Source organism: Paenibacillus sp. J22R160 (assembly GCF_059692135.1).
In genome coordinates this window covers 137,533-155,825 of sequence record NZ_JCAUAU010000006.1, presented here as the reverse complement: position 1 = coordinate 155,825, position 18,293 = coordinate 137,533, and the positions used below count along the sequence as shown (strand labels likewise).

Genomic DNA, 18,293 nt, shown 5'->3' with positions numbered 1-18,293 from the left:
GGAAAAGGCCATCTCAGCCGCAAGGAGCTTAGGGACTTAAGTTTTTAACCATTCGAAAGGGGGAGCCAGGCCAAAATGTCCATTTATAAAGCGTTGACGATCGCGGGCTCCGATAGCGGAGGGGGAGCAGGAATTCAGGCTGATTTAAAGACGTTCCAAGAGCTGGGCGTCTACGGCATGTCGGTGATTACTGCTGTGACCGCGCAGAACACACTTGGCGTTCAAGGCGTGTATCCGATGAGCGCCCAGGCGGTAGAGCAGCAGCTAGCGTCCATCGGAGTTGATTTGCGCCCGGATGCGCTCAAAACCGGGATGCTGTTCTCCTCTGAAATTATCCAAATCGTAGCTGCGGCGATAAAAAGCTACAAATGGGAACGAGTCGTCGTCGATCCCGTCATGATTGCCAAAGGCGGCGCCTCTTTGCTTCAGCAAGAGGCGATTGACGCCATGCTTGAGTACCTGCTGCCGCTGGCTGACGTGGTCACACCGAACATTCCGGAAGCGGAGGCGCTTAGCGGAATATCGATCACGGATAGCGAGTCGCGTCAGCAAGCAGCAAGAATAATCCATGCATACGGCTGTCGGCATGTGATGATCAAAGGCGGACATGAAGCGGATACGCTGTATGCTACGGACCTGTTTTATGACGGGAAGTCGTTCACAGAGTTTTCTTCCCGCCGGCTACATACACCGCATACGCACGGTACCGGCTGCACGTTTGCCGCGGCTATCACATCAGGGCTTGCGCAGGGTCTGCCAGCTTCAGAATCTTTACGTTTGGCCAAAAATTTCATCCAAGCAGCTATAGCCGAACCGCTGAATATTGGAAGCGGTCATGGGCCTACGAACCATTGGGCGTACCAACGCGGGCAAAGGCAGGAGAGCGCTGCTTCTGCCTCTAACACCGTCATTGTGAGCCTTGATGTTTATGCTGGAGGGACGCGATGAATAGCGAACAACTACGCAAAGAGCTGCGTTTGTATTTGGTCATGGGCAGCCCGAACTGCGGAGGGGCTGACCCTTATGCGGTGCTGGAGGCTGCGATTGCCGGCGGCATCACGATGTTTCAGCTCCGCGAGAAAGGCGCAGGCGCCTTGCAGGGGCCGGCGCTGCTCGAGCTGGGCGCCCGGCTGCGCGGCCTGTGCGCGCAGCACAAGATCCCTTTCATCGTGAACGACGATGAAAGGCTTGCTCTAGAGCTGGAGGCCGATGGTATTCACATCGGCCAAGAGGATGCCCCAGCCGCCGCCGTGCGGAAGCGGCTGAAGCATATGATCGTGGGCGTGTCAGCCCACGATCTGGGGGAGGCGCAGTCGGCGTTAGCCGAAGGCGCCGACTACCTGGGCGTAGGCCCCCAATACGCCACGCGCACGAAGCTCGATGCGCGTGAGGTCCAGGGGCCTGCCATGATTGCCCGGATGCGCGAAGGCGGCATCCGGCTGCCCTTGGTCGGCATCGGCGGCATCGATGCCGCGAATGCCTTGCCCGTCATCCGCGCAGGGGCGGATGGCGTAGCCGTTGTGAGCGCGATCGCTGGCGCGCGCTCCCCGCAGGAAGCGGCGTCGGAGCTGGTCCGCATTTTAACAATAACCCATTAAAAGGAGGTCATGATGTGACAACAAGCAAGAACAGCAGTCCCGTGAAAGACGTTCAAGTTTCTACATTTCCTGGCAGTAAAAAGGTGTATGTACAAGGGTCCAGACCGGATATCCAAGTACCTGTGAGGGAAATTTCGCTCGGGACTTCCACGAATATTCACGGTGACGAAGTGGCGAATGAACCTGTACATGTGTATGACACAAGCGGTATTTATACGGATACGGAGGAAAATACCAATATTCGCCAAGGGCTGCCGGCTAATCGCTTATCATGGATTGAGGAGCGCGGGGACGTAGAAGCCTATGAGGGGCGTGAAATAAAGCCGGAAGATAACGGACTCTCCTCACCAGACGCAAGAGGGGCAGCGGAAGTATTCCCAGGCCTGCACCGGAGACCGCTCCGCGCCAAAAAAGGCGCCAACGTAACACAGATGCACTACGCCCGCAAAGGTATTGTAACGCCTGAGATGGAGTACATTGCGATTCGCGAGAATCTTGATAGCGAGTTTGTGCGCAAAGAGGTCGCGCTAGGCCGCGCCATTATTCCTTCTAATATTAATCATCCAGAGAGTGAGCCCATGATCATCGGACGCAACTTTCTGGTAAAGATCAATGCCAACATTGGTAATTCCGCTGTCGCTTCTTCCATTGAGGAAGAGGTGGAGAAAATGACGTGGGCCACCCGTTGGGGCGCAGATACGATCATGGATTTATCGACAGGTAAAAACATACATACAACACGCGAGTGGATCATTCGCAACTCACCGGTTCCAGTAGGGACGGTTCCTTTATACCAAGCGCTTGAGAAAGTAAACGGCAAAGCCGAGGACCTCTCCTGGGAGGTGTATCGGGATACACTGATTGAGCAGGCGGAGCAAGGGGTCAGCTATTTCACGATTCATGCAGGCGTGCTGCTGCGTTACATTCCAATGACAGCTCAGCGTGTAACGGGTATTGTGTCTCGCGGCGGATCAATTATGGCTGCATGGTGCTTGGCGCATCACCAAGAGAACTTCCTGTATACGCATTTTGAAGAGATATGCGAAATTATGAAAACCTACGACGTCGCCTTCTCTCTGGGCGATGGGCTGCGTCCCGGTTCGATCGCAGATGCGAACGACGAGGCGCAATTCGCCGAATTGGATACGCTCGGCGAACTGACCAAAATCGCTTGGCGCCATGACGTCCAAGTGATGATTGAAGGCCCGGGTCATGTGCCGATGCACATGATCAAGGAAAACATGGACCGTCAGCTGGAAGTCTGCGATGAAGCGCCATTCTACACGCTAGGGCCGCTGACGACAGATATTGCGCCGGGCTATGACCACATCACCTCTGCTATTGGGGCAGCGATGATCGGTTGGTTCGGCACGGCGATGCTGTGTTATGTGACGCCGAAGGAGCACCTTGGCCTCCCGAACAAAGAGGACGTCCGCGTTGGGGTCGTCACGTACAAGATCGCTGCGCATGCCGCCGATCTGGCCAAAGGGCACCCGGGCGCGCAAATTCGCGACAACGCGCTGTCGAAGGCGCGCTTCGAGTTCCGCTGGCGCGATCAGTTCAATCTCTCGCTCGATCCGGAGCGTGCGGTCGAGTATCACGATGAGACGCTGCCGGCAGAAGGCGCGAAAACAGCACACTTTTGTTCCATGTGTGGTCCGAAGTTCTGCTCCATGAGAATTACGCAGGATATCAGGCAGTATGCGCATGCACAGGGGCTGGATGAAGCAGCCGCCCTTAGCAGTGGGATGCAGGAGAAGTCCAAAGAGTTCCGTGAAGCAGGGAGCCAGATCTACAGCTAAATAATTATGGGACGTTTCTACCTTTCTTGGTGACAGAAACGTCCCTTTTTGCTACCATAGAGAATAAAGCTTAACTTCGGTAATTCGTTAACGCGTTGAAACATTTAAGTGAGGGGGATGTCTATGAGCATTGCAGAAACGGCAATTGACATGATTTCCTTTTCGCATTATGATACGGTTAAAAAGATTTGACCGTCGTTTAATTAATCTCGTAAGAGATTAAGAGTTGACCAAAGACGCTTATTTCCACGGCAAAATTGGTACATGAGAGGGAGGTCGAATCCAGATGAAGCTGCAACCGGTTTATATTATTGAAGAGTTAGAACAATTAAAAACGATAAGTGATCCACTACGCGCAAAGGTGCTGCTTTATCTCATCGAGAAAGCGTATACCGGCCAACAATTGGCTAAACTACTAGGGATGGCGCGTGCGAAAGTACACTATCATTTGAATGAGTTGGAAAAGCATGGATTGATCTCAGTCGTACGTACGGAACTTAAAAATGGTATCGTCCAGAAATTTTACCGAGCCGTCGCGCGTGGCTTTGTGCCTAGTGAAGCGCTGCTCCCCTATGTTTCCGAGGTAGAGAATTACTACCGTGAGAGAACTTTGAGCGTACTCGCACGTGCCAGACGCAGAGCGATTAATGCCCCGGAAGAGGCGTTCCAAATTCCATCTGCTGACCGTGCGCATTGGCCAATCATTATGACACAGGTTGAAGTCAAAATGAGCAAAGAAAAATATGCGGAATGGCTTAGAAAGTTTCGCGCCCTTATTTTTGAACTCGATTCTCAGCAGGAAGAGAACGGGGAATGGTTTTACTTAACGACAGTCGGCTTCCAGACGAATGAGCCGTCTTTTGACCCAGTGGAAGAAGTAGAGGAGAGATAAGAATGTTAGATCCAAGATTAACGAAACTGGCTGATGTGCTTGTGAATTATTCGGTTAAAGCGCAGCCTGGAGAAAATATTTTGATCGAAGCTTACGGCATCGATAACGCGCTTGTCAAAGAACTCGTGAAAAAAATTCACGCAGCCGGCGCTCATCCTTACGTTAACGTGCGAGATCATGCAATCATTCGCCAGCTTGTTATGGAAGGAACAGAAGCTCAAATGCAAACTTGGGCGGATGTGGATGCTTTCCAAATGAAGAAAATGCAAGGCTACATTGGCGTGCGCGGCGGAGCTAACATTTATGAGCTCTCGGATATCCCGGCGGACCGGATGAAGCTTTATAATTCCATATACTATCAACAAGTTCATTTTGATGTTCGTATAAAGGATACAAGATGGGTCGTTCTACGTTACCCGACTTCTTCCATGGCGCAGCTGGCTAGCATGAGCACAGATGCTTTCGAAGAGTTCTACTTCAATGTATGTACGATGGATTACGGCAAAATGTCCAAAGCGATGGACGCGTTGAAAGATCTGATGGATCGCACGGATAAAGTGCGTCTGGTTGGTCCTGGAACGGATTTGACGTTCTCGATCAAAGGAATCGGCGGCGTGAAATGCGACGGCGAACTCAACATTCCGGATGGCGAGGTATACTCCGCGCCGGTTCGTGATTCCGTGAACGGCGTCATTTCCTTCAATACGCCTACGCCGCATGACGGCTTTATTTTCGAAAACATCGTGCTTGAGTTTGAAAATGGTAAAATCATTAAAGCGACGGCGAACGATACGGATCGTATTAATGAGATTTTCGATATGGACGAAGGCGCCCGTTATGTTGGGGAATTCGCGATCGGCGTGAATCCGTACATCCAACATCCAATGAAGGATACATTGTTCGATGAGAAAATCGACGGCAGCTTCCACTTCACCCCAGGCAACTGCTACGACGATGCTTACAACGGCAACAAGTCCTCGCTGCACTGGGATATCGTGAACATCCAACGTCCGGAATACGGCGGCGGCGAGATTTGGTTTGATGATGTGCTGATTCGGAAGGACGGCATTTTCGTTCTGCCTGAGCTTTTGCAGCTGAACCCGGAAAATTTGAAATAATTTGAGTGATGAGGTCCTCTAGACCCTGCACGATGTGCGGGGGATGGGGGACTTTTTATTCTGGTTAACGCCGATTACTCCAGCTAATTGTCGCAAATGATCCATTTTTAGCCAATTAGCTGGAATTTCTCCCGCTAATTTCACCGAATCTAGTGGATTTCGGGTAGCTACCGACGATTTAGATGGAGTTTCTCCCGCAAATGCCTTCCCTGCCACGGATCGGCAAAGAATAACGGTAGTTTTTCCATCTATTGTTGCAGGAAAGGCGTCGAAATAGCTCGTTCCCTTGGAACACGATGAGGAGATTAGCTACTCTAAGTATGTTTTGCAGCGTTGAAGTGGCAGTGGTGCGCGAAATATGGATGTGTATTGAGAAGTTAACGATGTTAGACATCGTTAACGGAGGCTTGATAAGCAAATTAGCTACTCTAAGTATGTTTTTCAGCGTTAAAGTAGCAGTGGTGCGTGAAGCAGGTGTGTATTGAGAAGTTAACGATGTTAGACATCGTTAACGGAGGCTTGATAAGCAAATTAGCTGCTCTAAGAATGCTAATCCAACGATGGTTTCTCATCCCAAAGCGAGAAACAAACAGCCCCAGTCCATGACTGGGGCAACTTACTGTGGCAGTGTGCACGATCATCCCCGCCGCTGCTGCGCCTGGTACTGGCGCGGAGGAAGGCCGACCGCTTTTTTGAAGGTGCGGATGAAGTTGGAGTAGTCGTTGAAGCCGGCCAGCTGGCACGTATCCGTGACCGTAGAGCCTTCGCGGAGCAGCTGCTTCGCTTTGTTAATGCGCTTAAACAGAATATGCTCATGAATGGTGCTGCCCGTATGCTTTTTGAATAAACGGCAAAGATAGGAGCGATTCATAAACACAACATGTTCGAGCACTTCGAGCGACAGATCCTGATCCAGATTTTCGTCAATATACGTAAAAAGGGAGGACAACTTGTCAGGAATCATGACCTGATCCTCCTGTTTGCCTTGATTGAGGAAGATCCGGTTAATAAACACCAGCAGCTCGGTAAAAGCGGCCACAAACAAAATGTCCGATCCAGGCAACGCCTGAGGGCGCGTGTACAACTCCATGCGCTCGATTATTTTCAAGAAGTCGTCAATTTGCTGGGGATTCAGACGCATCCGGTTTTGTTCACCGAACTTGCGGTTATTGAAGCACTGCAGCAAATCAAACTGCGAAGAGTTTATGTTTGCGAGCAGCGCAGGATTAAAGTGGATGACGCAGTTCTCGTAACGCTGTTTTTTGGATTGAAAATTAGGCCTGTGAAGCTCGTTGCTGTGCATGATCAATAGATCGCCATACTGCAAATGATAGACTTGCTTTTCGATAAAATAGTGAACATCCCCGGTTAGGAAAAAATAGATTTCGTATTGATCCTGATGCTGATGAAAATCCATCGGACGCGGTTCGTTCGTCACGGTATGCCGGAAATTGATCATCTGATTAAGATTTTGGTATAGATCCTGCATGAGAGGCTCTCCTCTATTAAACTGGAGTCAATATTAGCAAACTTTTGCCCAATTAATGCAATGAATACGTTTTTATTATACTGCAAAATAAAGAAGAGTTAAACAAACAAGCTATTTTACTTCTACAACGATGATCCATACTCTAAGGAGGATTCAATATGAAATTGTCTATTTTTACTGTTGCAACACCTGACTTAACCCCTGAGGAACTGGCAAAAGCGGCAACTGCAGCTGGTATTGAAGGGATTGAATGGCGTTTTAAAGATACTCCTGCGGAAGTGGCGAACGAGAAGCCGTCTTTCTGGCGTAATAACCTTTGCTCCATTGATCCAAGTGCTTCAGATGAAGAGCTGGAGCGGTTCAGACTGATTGCCGTTAACAATAACCTAGTAAATTTAAGTGTTACTCCTTATTTGAATAACTGTAATGTTGATGAGACTGAGAATGTGTTTAAAGCAGCGAAAAAAGTAGGAGCTTCCTTCATCCGTTGTGGCGTTCCTAATTATGATAAAAGCGTAAACTATAACGATTTGTTTGCAAAAGCTACGGACTATTTGCACCATGTGCAAGAGTTTTCCCAGCAATACGGCATCAAAGCTTTGGCTGAAATCCACCATAACACGATTACTCCGAGCGCAGGGCTGTCTCATCGCCTAGTTTCTCAGTTCAATCCAGACCACATCGGCGTGCTGCATGATGCAGGCAACATGGTACATGAAGGTTACGAGAACTACCGCATGGGTCTTGAGCTGCTAGGGCCATACCTGGCACACGTGCATGTGAAAAATGCGCAGTGGGTACCGACAGGTGAAACACAAGATGGCATTAAGCTTTGGAAAAGCGAGTGGGCACCGATTGACGCGGGTATCGTGAATTGGAAACAGCTGCTTGCTGATTTGAAAGCTGTTGGGTACGACGGCTACCTCGGAATCGAAGATTTCAGCGCGCAATACGGCTCGCAGGAGATGCTAAACAATTTCTCTTCGAAAGTGAAAGAATGGTTGGCTTAGTTCCAGCATTTGGGCAATAAGCCATATTGACAGTCTGCGAACCCCCGTGTGACAATGAGGGAAGGTAGAACATTAGGTATAACAAAAAAATAAAAAGCGAGTGAGCGCGATGATGGATCGGCTGGAGCAGGATACCGGACAATCGCATAGAACCCTCTTTTTTAAAAAAAGGGACCGTATGGAAGAGAACATCTTCCGTACGGTCCCTTTCTTTTGTTAAAGCGAGAAAGGATCTGATTAGACATGGCGATGGTATATAAAGAAAAGCAACAACAAGATGACGGAGGAGGTAGAACTCCAGTGAAATTAGATGGTGAGCAGTTAACGCCAGCACTTGTGGCAGCGGTTGCTTACGAGGGAGTAGCTGTGGAACTGGCGGATGAAGCTATGAAGCGCGTGGTGAAGTGCCGCGCTATGGTGGAGGAGCTTGTCGCGACCGGCCAAGTGGTTTATGGCGTCACGACGGGCTTCGGGAAATTCAGCGATGTGCGCATTTCCCCGCAAGACGCCGTGCAGCTGCAGCTCAATCTGATCCGCAGCCATGCTTGCGCGGTGGGCAGGCCGCTGCCGGAACCGACCGTGCGGGCGTTGATGCTGCTGCGCGCAAACGCGCTGGCCAAAGGGCACTCCGGCATCCGGCTGGAAACGCTGCAGTTGCTGGTCGATTGCATCAATGGCGCCGTGCATCCCATTGTGCCGGAGCAGGGCTCGCTTGGCGCTAGCGGAGACTTAGCGCCGCTGTCTCATCTGGCGCTCGTGCTGATGGGCGAGGGCGAGGCCATCTACCAAGGGCAGCGCCTGCCAGGCGCACTGGCGCTTGCCAAAGCAGGGCTGAAGCCGATTACGCTTCAGGCCAAAGAAGGGCTTGCCTTAATCAACGGCACGCAGATTATGGCCTCGATCGGCACGCTAACGTTCGTCAAAGCGGAGCGCCTCGCACGGATCGCCGATGTCATCGCAGCGATGACCGTGGAGTGCTTGCGCGGCATCCCGGATGCATTTGCCGATGAGGTGCAGCGCGTACGCCCATATCCGGAGCAGATCGGAGTAGCGGGCAACCTGCGCACGCTGCTGCAAGGCAGCAAGCTAACTACGCGCCAAGGTGAGATCCGCGTGCAGGATGCCTATTCCTTGCGCTGCTTGCCGCAGGTTCATGGCGCGACGCGCCAAGTTCTTGGTTATGCGGGAGATAAGATCGCCATAGAGATTAATTCAGCGACAGATAATCCTTTGTTATTTGTGGATAAGGGGCTGGTTATCTCAGGAGGTAATTTCCATGGGCAGCCGATAGCTTTTGCGATGGATTTTCTGAAAATCGGCATGAGTGAGCTTGCGAACATCTCGGAGCGCCGAACGGAGCGACTGGTGAATCCGGCTTTATCCGGCGGACTGCCTGCTTTTCTCAGTCATAACCCTGGCGTCGGCTCCGGCATGATGATTACACAGTATGTCAGTGCATCGCTCGTTTCGGAGAATAAAGTGCTTGCGCACCCTTCGAGCGTGGACTCCATCCCGTCTTCGGCGAATCAGGAGGACCATGTGTCGATGGGGACAACGGCAGCTCGCCATGCGGCTCAAGTGATTGACAATGTGTCGAAGGTGCTGGCGATTGAGCTTATCTGTGCAGCTGAAGCCGCCGAGTTCCTTGGTGCGGAAGGGCTTGCCCCAGCGACTCGCGTGCTGTATGACAAACTGCGAGCGGTTGTTCCACCCGTTATCGAGGATCGTTCCACCTCCCGTGAGATTGAAGAAGTAGCTTCTGCGCTTCTGGAAGGCGAATGGCTGCAAGCTGTTGAGGCTGTTACCGGTTCGTTATTTTAAATCAAAGGAGACGCTGATATGACGAATACTAACCACGTGAAAAGAGTAATCCGCTCCCCTCGGGGCACAGATTTAACCTGCAAAGGCTGGGTGCAGGAAGCGGCGATGCGTATGCTGATGAACAATCTGGACCCTGAGGTCGCAGAGCGCCCGGAGGATCTTGTGGTTTATGGCGGTATCGGCAAAGCAGCAAGAAATTGGCCAGCGTTTGACGCCATCGTGCGCGAGCTCCAGCGTTTGGACAACGATGAAACCTTGCTCATCCAATCGGGTAAGCCGGTTGGTGTTTTCAAAACCCATGAGCGAGCCCCCCGTGTACTGCTGTCCAACTCGGTTCTCGTACCCAAATGGGCGAATTGGGAGCATTTCCGCGAGTTGGAAGCGAAGGGGCTGATGATGTACGGCCAAATGACAGCGGGCAGCTGGATTTACATCGGAACGCAGGGCATTCTGCAAGGCACCTACGAAACGTTTGCTGAAGCGGCCAGACAGCATACAGGAGGTTCCTTGCAAGGTACGCTGACTCTGACAGCAGGTCTTGGCGGCATGGGCGGCGCACAGCCATTAGCGGTCACGATGAATGAGGGCGTCGTCATCGCCGTTGAAGTCGATCGTACCCGGATCGAGCGCCGCATTCAAACCCGCTATTGCGATGTGCTTGCGGAAACGTTGGATGAAGCGCTTCTACTCGCCGAGAAAGCGATGGAAGCTGGGAAGCCGCTCGCCATCGGACTTCTGGGCAATGCGTCAGAGGTGTATCCGGAATTTGTGCGGCGCGGGATTAAGCCCAGTTTTGTAACGGATCAGACTTCGGCTCATGACCCGCTTATCGGCTATATCCCGGCTGGCAAGACGCTGGAGGATGCGGCTGAGCTTCGGCAGCGTGATCCTGAAGCCTACGTGCAGCTTTCCAAAGGCAGCATGGCAGTGCATGTGCAAGCGATGCTCGATCTGCAGAAGATGGGATCCATTGTATTTGACTATGGTAATAACATTCGACAGGTTGCTTTTGATCAAGGCGTCACAAATGCTTTTGATTTCCCGGGCTTCGTTCCGGCTTATATTAGACCGCTGTTCTGTGAAGGCAAAGGGCCGTTCCGCTGGGCCGCGCTTTCTGGCGATCCAGTAGACATTCGCAAAACCGATGAGCTCGTGCTGCGACTCTTCCCGGATAATGCCCGTTTGCATCGTTGGATTAAAATGGCGGGCGAACGCGTCGCCTTCCAAGGGCTGCCAGCGCGAATTTGCTGGCTGGGCTATGGCGAGCGCGAGAAATTCGGCCACGCGCTTAACGAGATGGTCCGCAGCGGAGAGCTGAAGGCGCCGATTGTTATCGGCCGCGATCATCTGGACTGCGGCTCTGTCGCCTCGCCGAATCGTGAAACGGAAGCGATGAAGGACGGCTCTGATGCCGTTGGCGACTGGGCGATATTGAATGCTTTAATCAACACGTCAGCAGGCGCCTCTTGGGTTTCTATTCACCATGGCGGCGGTGTAGGCATGGGTTATTCGCTTCACGCAGGCATGGTTGTGGTGGCGGATGGAACGGATGCAGCGGCAGAAAGGCTGCGCAGTGTGCTGACCTCAGACCCTGGCATGGGGGTTATCCGCCATGTGGATGCCGGGTATGACGAAGCGGTCGAAACAGCGGAGAAACACGGCATCCGCATCCCGATGCGCGAGCAGGGGTAGGGAAGGAGGAGCGAGAATGGAACGCGTTGATTTGCTCCTTACTGGTATTGGAAGTTTGGTGACCCCGCAGGGAGATAAGCCGCGCTGCGGGCAGTCCATGAAAGAGGTGTGCGAGATCAAAGATGCGGTGATCGCCATCAGGCAGGGGAGAATTGCTTGGTTCGGATCGTCGAATGAGATTCAGGATCAGCTTGCTGGCCGGGAAATCGCGGTGACGATAGATGTCGGCGGACGACTGGTCACGCCGGGTCTCGTTGATCCGCATACCCATCTCGTGCATGGAGGCTCACGTGAGCATGAGTTGGCGCTAAAACGGTCTGGAGTCCCGTATTTGGACATTTTGGCACAGGGCGGAGGCATTCTTCATACCGTGAAGTCCACACGCGCGGCCAGCGAGGAGGAGCTGTATGAGAAGGCGCGCCGCAGTCTGGATGTAATGCTTCTGAATGGTGTTACAACCGTGGAAGCGAAGAGCGGCTACGGTCTATCCTTAGAAGCGGAGTTAAAGCAGCTGCGTGTTGCCAAGCGCTTGGATGCGACTCATGCTGTTGATGTCGTATCGACTTTTATGGGAGCGCATGCGGTGCCGGAGGAATTTAAGGGTCGCAGCGACGCGTTCGTCGATTATCTTGTGGGCGGTATGCTGCCAAAAGTGGCCGAGGAGGGCCTTGCGGAGTTTTGCGATGTGTTTTGCGAAGAGGGGGTTTTCTCTGTTGAGGAATCGCGTCGTATTTTGGTTGAAGCGCAGCGTTTAGGACTGCGCTCGAAGATCCACGCGGACGAAATCGTGCCGCTTGGCGGTGCCGAGTTGGCAGGAGAGGTAGGGGCGATATCTGCCGAGCATTTGTTGGCGGCAACAGATAAGGGATTGGCAGCCCTTGCCAAGAGTGGCGTTATTCCGGTGCTGCTGCCTGGCACATCGTTCAATCTCGGCCTATCCAAGCATGCGCGTGCCCGTGACATGATCGACAAGTACGATCTGCCGGTAGCTCTGTCTACGGACTATAACCCGGGCTCCTGTCCGACGGAGTCGATTCAGCTCATCATGATGCTGGCGTCGCTCAACTTGAAAATGTCCCCGGAGGAAATTCTGACCGCCTGCACAATCAACGCGGCGAATGCGCTGGGACGCGGGGACGATATCGGATCGATTGAGGTGGGGAAACACGCGGATCTAGCGATTTTTGATGCGCCTAATATCGCGTATCTGCCTTATCATTTTGGGATCAACCACACGTACGGTGTGATGAAAAATGGGGAACTGGTCGTATGGAACCGCATGCTTGTGACGGGCGCTGAAGGGGAGGAGGAAGTCGTATGAGCCACGAGATCCCTTTCTTGAAATCACCTGATCAAGCTGTATTCCATGATCATATGGAAACCAAAGTAGCCCACTGGATTCGTCCATGGGACGGTCACGAGGAGCTTCTCGCTGGAATCGTCGGCGTCCCGTTATCAAAGGCGTCGATCTCGCATTCTGGCGCTTCGACGACCCCTGCCGCCGTTCGTGCGGCATTCAAATCATTCACGACCTATTCGCTGGAATATGGGGTCGATTTGCAGGATTTGGCCGTCCGTGACCTAGGCGATATCCAGATGCATGTGACCGACCTCGCGGAATGCCATCGGCGTATTGAAGAGAGTCTTCGGGCTCTGTATAAGGAACAGCCTAACCTGATCCCGATTATTGTCGGCGGCGATCATTCGACGAGCTGTCCGTCGCTCAAAGCCTTTGCTGACCGCCATCCAGGTCAGAAGGTGGGCATCATCCATTTTGACGCGCACCATGATGTGCGTAACTTCGAGGATGGCGGGGTGACCAATGGTACGCCGTTTCGCGGCATCCTTGAGTCGGGTGTGGTTCACGGTCCTAACCTCGTGCAAATCGGAATTCGGGGATTTATGAACTCTAAACCGTATCATGACTATGTGATTAGCAAAGGCGTGCACGTGTACACCTCGCGGGATGTAAGACGCATGGGGATAGACGCAGTGCTTGATGAAGCGACTCAGCTTGCTGGGAAGGATACGGATGTGCTGTACGTGAGCTTTGATGTAGACGTGATCGACCAGGCTTACGCACCTGGCTGTCCAGCGATCGGCACTGGCGGTATGCATCCGTGGGATGCCATGGATGCCCTTCATCGCTTAGGAGCGCTTCCGAAGGTGCAGGGGCTAGATTTTGTCTGCATCGATCCGACCGTCGACGTGCGCAATGTGACCTCGCGCCTCGCGGTGCAGTTCATGCTCAGCTTCCTGGCGGGAGTGGCCATGCGGCCGGTTTAACTGCTTTTTAAGGGTTTGTAAGGCACTTGCCGATAGGTTGGCGGGTGCCTTTTTTATGGCTATTTCGTTAACTTTTATGGAAACTAGTGGGAAACTCTATCCCAAACGCCTGATAAATTGTACAATGATAGGATGTCATTAAAAGTTGAAGTTGTTTTTCTTTTCGGAAAGGATGAAGAAAATGGACAAGCGCAAGAGCGCCAAAAATCAGAATGAGGCTTATGTAGGGGAGGAGTTTGGACCCGAGCTTACAATTCCGCTTTCACTCGCTGACTGTCTTGTTCGATTAACGAAGGGCGATCTTACGGAAATTCGGACTAATTTAGAGATTAAAGGTGTAAGCACATTAAAAAAACAGGATTTAGCTATGGCATTGGTGGAGCATATTCCAAACGCGCTGCCAAGTTTATTTCATAAATTCGATGATACGCGCTATCAAATTATGAAACAAATTGCAGGGCGCGGCGGCGTATCCCCTAGTTCGATGATTGATCGAGATCAGATTTCTTATTTTACGGCGCGAGGACTGCTTTTTGCTGGCATGAACAATGGGAAACCTGCTATAGCCATGCCTCAGGATGTGCGTGAAAGCTTTCAGAAGCTGGATTACAAATACTTCCGCGAGAAGTTTCAAAGAAATGCGGAATGGATTAAGCTCACGAATGGCCTTTTGTATTACTATGGTCATCTGAGTACGGAAGAGCTGCTTGACCTCGTTGAAAGCTATATGGGGACGAAATTGTATCGGTATGAATACTTATCTATTGTTGAGGATTCGATTCGGTTCTATATGCAAATTATGCCGGACTCCAGGGGCTATCATAACGCCCTTTTGAACAATCCGAAACAGGTGCAGCAAGAGCAGGAGTCCCGATTGAGTGTTTCCCTGTATCCATTCACCAAAGAGCAGCTTCTAGCTGCTGGGGAACCAGAATTTGTGGATCGTACTCCGGCACATAAGGCGTTTGTGGACTTCATTCGCAAAAACTATACGATTTCGTATGAAGAGGCAGACTTTATCGTAGAAGATTGTGTAGATCATATCCGTAATGGAGCAACTCCAGGATTTCTGCTTCAATCGGTCCAACAGGATCTTGAAATTAATGACCTAGAGCTGACAAGGAGCTTTATGAATCACATTTCAGCTCTGAATAATACAACAAGACAATGGTTTCTCAAGGGCTATTCACCAAGTGAGCTAGCACCAGCCAAACCTCTGGCTGTCCTCCAGCAACCTTCTGTCGCAGCGGATGTTATTGATATGAAGACGCGCGTGAAGGTAGGCAGGAACGATCCTTGCCCTTGCGGGAGTGGTATGAAGTTTAAGAAGTGCTGTGCGGGTTAATGACTTCGATTAATAACCGGGCTCAACAGCCGCTAAACCGTCAAGACAATATGTCTTGGCGGTTTTTTGTTATGGCGTTCCAATGGTGCGATACCACTTCACGCACCACTGCCACTATAACGCTGAAAAACATCCTTAAAGTAGCTAGTTTCCCCACCGTGCCTGAGTTAACGCTGTTTAACAACGCTAACTCATCACCTCCGTTAGTTAAATTCCTCATCATGTTCCAATGGGCGATCCATTTCACCGTCTCATCCAAATAGAGGGAAAAACCACCGCTAATCTGCGCTTCATCGTGGCAGGGGATGAATTAGAGGTAGAAACTCCATCTAAAAAGTCGCTAACTGGCTGAAACCGCTGGATTTAGAAAAATTAGCGGTATAAATTCCAGGTTATTACCTAAAATTGGATCAATTGCTGATAATAGCAGGAGAAATCGGCGTTAATTACAAGTAGTCGACCTAGTCTAAAGCACTCTTGGCATGATTGTGCGAGGATAACGGAACTAGAGGCACTATTAAAAGAGCTAAATTGTTGATATTGCCTCCTCGGTTTTGTAAGATGGAATTCAAATAAGAGAATGTACGAATGGAGGCAGCCCATGGCGCGTTCAAAATCGCTCTGGTTATTGATTGGATGGTTTCTGGTTGCTGCAGCGGGCTTGCTTGTTCTGCAATGGACCGGTGTATGGGCTCGCATGGATTTAAGCCGAGTGACGGAATGGCTGCGGAATTCAGGTCCGCTTGGCGGGCTTTTGTACATCATAGTTTACACGCTGCGTCCCTTGGTACTGTTTCCGGCAACGCCTTTGACGTTGTATGGGGGCTATGTGTTTGGCGCTTTTTGGGGGACGGTTTACGATATCATTGGAGCGGGTGCCGGTGCGATGCTTTCTTTTTATATAACTCGAAAATGGGGCAGAAACGGCTTTCAACGAATATTACGTAATAAGAAGCTGCAATCTTTTGATCAGAAAGCCGAAGAGAAAGGGTTTATGGTCGTGTTGTACATGCGCTTAATGCCTTTCTTTCCGTTTGATGGTGTCAGTTACGGAGCCGGGCTTTCCAAAATTCGTTTTTGGGACTACACATGGGGAACGCTGATTGGTATAATTCCAGGTGCAGTGGTTTATAACGTGTTTGGTGCATCGCTGCAAGACATTGGATCCGGGAAATTTTATGCAGCGGTTGGGATGTATATCCTATTTGCCTTAATTCCACTGCTTTTAAAAAGAAGACAGACTGTACGCGCTCGAAACAGAGCCTAACGAACACTAGTTAATCATCAGAGGAGAAATCAGACATGCAGGGGAAAGCATTGTACAAAGACTTATTCTGGGGTTTCGGGGCGGCGTGCGCGCTGCTAATTGGGTTTATCATTTTATGGCAGAGCATATCGTCCAGTTGGTTACAAGCATTTGATGAAGGGATTGGCAGTGCTGTTCAGTCACTTCGAAGTGACGGGTTAACACCTGCTGTGAAATTTATTACGACACTCGGAAAAGCAAAAGCAGAAAGCATCGTCTTCCTAGTAGTTGCTGCAATCTTGTTGTTTAAGCTTAAACAGAGATGGGAGACGCTTGTGCTATTCATTGGTGTTCTAGCTACCTGGGGGCTTAACATCGTGATCAAAGGTTTAATTGAACGTGAACGCCCTACGGGACCGTGGCTAATTGAGGAAACAGGCTTCAGCTTCCCCAGCGGGCATGCGATGGTGTCTATTTTATTTTACGGATTAATAGGCTACTTGGTGTGGGTCAATGTGCGCAAAGGATGGAAGGCGGCTTGGCTGGTACCGGTTCTAACAGCAGCATTCGTTTTGTGTATTGGATTTAGCCGAATTTATTTAGGCGTTCATTATCCCAGCGATGTGCTGGCTGGATTCACAGCAGGCGGCGCCGGTCTGATCGTATGCATCATGGCGATACATCGTATCATAAATCGCAGAACCCGCATACAGCAAGGGATGGGTCAACCAAGTCGGCCAAACAACGACATTCCTGCATAGGCGAGTTGAGGTTTATTTGCAAAAAAGAAAGGCATAAAGTGAGGCCAAAGTCATACACTTTTAGTAAGTAAGAGGATCACTAAAGACATAGTTCACATCGGGGACAACGCCTTCCAGGGGTTCGTCCTTTTTCTTTTGCTCCTAGGACGTTGTATAATTAACCCATCGGCTAGATGACTCAGAAAGAAGGGATGACTATGCTGAAACTAAGTATTCTTGATCAATCACCGGTTTCTTCCGGTTTTACGCATAGCGATGCGCTGCAGCAAACGATCCGGCTGGCGCAGTTGGCTGACCGCCTAGGCTACACGAGATTCTGGGTGTCGGAGCATCATAACTCGCAGGGTCTCGCCGGCTCGTCGCCGGAGGTGCTGCTGTCGACACTGGCGGCGCGCACAAGCCGCATAAGGCTCGGCTCAGGCGGCGTGCTGCTGCCGCATTACAGCCCCTACAAGGTCGCGGAGAACTTCCGGATGCTCGAAGCACTCTATCCGGGGCGCATCGACCTTGGCATCGGGCGTGCACCTGGCGGCACGCCGCACACAGCCAAAGCGCTGAGAGGAGTCAGCGCCGATCTGTTCGAAGGACTTGAGCGGTTCCCGGCGCAAGTCACGGATCTGCTCGGGTTCCTCACCGATTCGGTGGAACCCGGGCATGTGTTCGAGGGCATCCGCGCCACCCCGATGGTGGCTGGAGTGCCCCAGGTGTGGCTGCTCGGCTCCACTGGGCAGAGCGGGGTGTACGCCTCGCAGGCAGGCGCAGCGTTCTGCTTCGCGCACTTCATTAACGGAGCGGGCGGACAGCAAGCGGTGCGCAGCTACCGCAGCTCGTTCAAACCGTCCGCGCTCAATGTCGTGCCGCAGGCGACGGTCTGCATTTATGTGCTCTGCGCCGAAACGCGGGCAGAAGCGGAAGAGCTTGCCGCTTCCATCGATTTGCGCATTCTGCAAATGGAAAAAGGCGAGTTCACCGGAGTGAAATCGCCAGAGGAAGCGGCTGAGTATGTCTACTCGGATTGGGATCATACCCGAGTAAGGGATAATCGGTCCCGAATGATTATCGGCGACCCCGGGCAAGTCCGGGAACAAATGCTGAACTTGGCCGAGAGCTACCAAGTGGATGAAGTCATGGTCGTTGCAGGTGGTTATTTGCCTGAGACGAGGCAGCGGACCATAGAACTTTTAGCCGAAGCGTTCGATCTCGCCACACTCAAAGTGTGATTTCCTTTATGGG

16 protein-coding genes are annotated in these 18,293 nt (G+C 51.4%); 15 read left to right on the top strand and 1 reads right to left on the bottom strand.

All coding sequences use genetic code 11. The annotated features are described in order from the left end of the window. Nucleotides 1-75: 75 nt before the first annotated feature. The 6 genes from thiD (at nucleotide 76) to AC58UW_RS16010 (ending at nucleotide 5,895) form a co-directional block, all read left to right on the top strand. Complete coding sequence (gene thiD, locus AC58UW_RS16035) at nucleotides 76-948, top strand: bifunctional hydroxymethylpyrimidine kinase/phosphomethylpyrimidine kinase (protein ID WP_497421648.1); 873 nt, start codon at nucleotides 76-78, stop codon at nucleotides 946-948. Continuing rightward, nucleotides 945-1,598 (top strand): thiamine phosphate synthase, encoded by a 654-nt coding sequence (gene thiE / locus AC58UW_RS16030; RefSeq protein WP_497421647.1) that lies wholly within the window; start codon nucleotides 945-947, stop codon nucleotides 1,596-1,598. Before thiD ends, thiE begins: the two co-directional genes overlap by 4 nt. 14 nt (nucleotides 1,599-1,612) lie before the next feature. After that, nucleotides 1,613-3,400 (top strand): phosphomethylpyrimidine synthase ThiC, encoded by a 1,788-nt coding sequence (gene thiC, locus AC58UW_RS16025; protein ID WP_497421646.1) that lies wholly within the window; start codon nucleotides 1,613-1,615, stop codon nucleotides 3,398-3,400. Between the two features lie 286 nt (nucleotides 3,401-3,686). Next, nucleotides 3,687-4,292 (top strand): ArsR/SmtB family transcription factor, encoded by a 606-nt coding sequence (locus tag AC58UW_RS16020; protein ID WP_497421645.1) that lies wholly within the window; start codon nucleotides 3,687-3,689, stop codon nucleotides 4,290-4,292. Nucleotides 4,293-4,294: 2 nt separating this feature from the next. Next, on the top strand, nucleotides 4,295-5,410 hold the full coding sequence (locus tag AC58UW_RS16015; protein WP_497421644.1) for an aminopeptidase: 1,116 nt from the start codon (nucleotides 4,295-4,297) through the stop codon (nucleotides 5,408-5,410). 296 nt (nucleotides 5,411-5,706) lie between these two features. Then, entirely contained in the window at nucleotides 5,707-5,895 is a 189-nt protein-coding gene (locus AC58UW_RS16010; RefSeq protein ID WP_497421643.1) for a hypothetical protein, read from the top strand. A 152-nt stretch (nucleotides 5,896-6,047) separates the two neighbouring features. On the opposite strand, the gene AC58UW_RS16005 is transcribed toward AC58UW_RS16010, so the two are convergent. Next, on the bottom strand, nucleotides 6,048-6,899 hold the full coding sequence (locus tag AC58UW_RS16005) for an AraC family transcriptional regulator (RefSeq protein WP_497421642.1): 852 nt from the start codon (nucleotides 6,897-6,899) through the stop codon (nucleotides 6,048-6,050). Nucleotides 6,900-7,057: 158 nt separating this feature from the next. Between AC58UW_RS16005 and AC58UW_RS16000 the strand changes: the two genes are divergently transcribed. From AC58UW_RS16000 to AC58UW_RS15960, 9 genes are all read left to right on the top strand, one after another. Continuing rightward, nucleotides 7,058-7,909 carry a sugar phosphate isomerase/epimerase family protein gene (locus AC58UW_RS16000; RefSeq protein ID WP_497421641.1) on the top strand — a complete coding sequence of 284 codons (852 nt, stop codon included), beginning with the start codon at nucleotides 7,058-7,060 and terminating at the stop codon, nucleotides 7,907-7,909. Nucleotides 7,910-8,158: 249 nt separating this feature from the next. Further along, on the top strand, nucleotides 8,159-9,730 hold the full coding sequence (gene hutH, locus AC58UW_RS15995; RefSeq protein ID WP_497421640.1) for a histidine ammonia-lyase: 1,572 nt from the start codon (nucleotides 8,159-8,161) through the stop codon (nucleotides 9,728-9,730). A gap of 18 nt (nucleotides 9,731-9,748) precedes the next feature. Beyond that, a complete protein-coding gene (hutU, locus tag AC58UW_RS15990) occupies nucleotides 9,749-11,422 on the top strand; it encodes a urocanate hydratase (protein WP_497421639.1) in 1,674 nt (557 codons plus the stop codon). A 16-nt stretch (nucleotides 11,423-11,438) separates the two neighbouring features. Beyond that, nucleotides 11,439-12,743: an imidazolonepropionase gene (gene hutI / locus AC58UW_RS15985; RefSeq protein ID WP_497421638.1), complete on the top strand. Its 1,305-nt coding sequence runs from the start codon at nucleotides 11,439-11,441 to the stop codon at nucleotides 12,741-12,743. Next, a complete protein-coding gene (gene hutG / locus AC58UW_RS15980) occupies nucleotides 12,740-13,708 on the top strand; it encodes a formimidoylglutamase (RefSeq protein WP_497421637.1) in 969 nt (322 codons plus the stop codon). Before hutI ends, hutG begins: the two co-directional genes overlap by 4 nt. Nucleotides 13,709-13,889: 181 nt before the next feature. Beyond that, nucleotides 13,890-15,053, top strand: coding sequence for a YecA/YgfB family protein (locus AC58UW_RS15975; protein WP_497421636.1), 1,164 nt, complete (start codon nucleotides 13,890-13,892; stop codon nucleotides 15,051-15,053). Nucleotides 15,054-15,654: 601 nt separating this feature from the next. Next, nucleotides 15,655-16,320, top strand: a complete 666-nt coding sequence (locus tag AC58UW_RS15970) for a TVP38/TMEM64 family protein (protein WP_497421635.1) — start codon at nucleotides 15,655-15,657, stop codon at nucleotides 16,318-16,320. A gap of 35 nt (nucleotides 16,321-16,355) precedes the next feature. Beyond that, nucleotides 16,356-17,060 carry a phosphatase PAP2 family protein gene (locus AC58UW_RS15965; RefSeq protein WP_497421634.1) on the top strand — a complete coding sequence of 235 codons (705 nt, stop codon included), beginning with the start codon at nucleotides 16,356-16,358 and terminating at the stop codon, nucleotides 17,058-17,060. Between the two features lie 197 nt (nucleotides 17,061-17,257). After that, nucleotides 17,258-18,280 carry an LLM class flavin-dependent oxidoreductase gene (locus AC58UW_RS15960; RefSeq protein ID WP_497421633.1) on the top strand — a complete coding sequence of 341 codons (1,023 nt, stop codon included), beginning with the start codon at nucleotides 17,258-17,260 and terminating at the stop codon, nucleotides 18,278-18,280. Nucleotides 18,281-18,293: the final 13 nt, after the last annotated feature.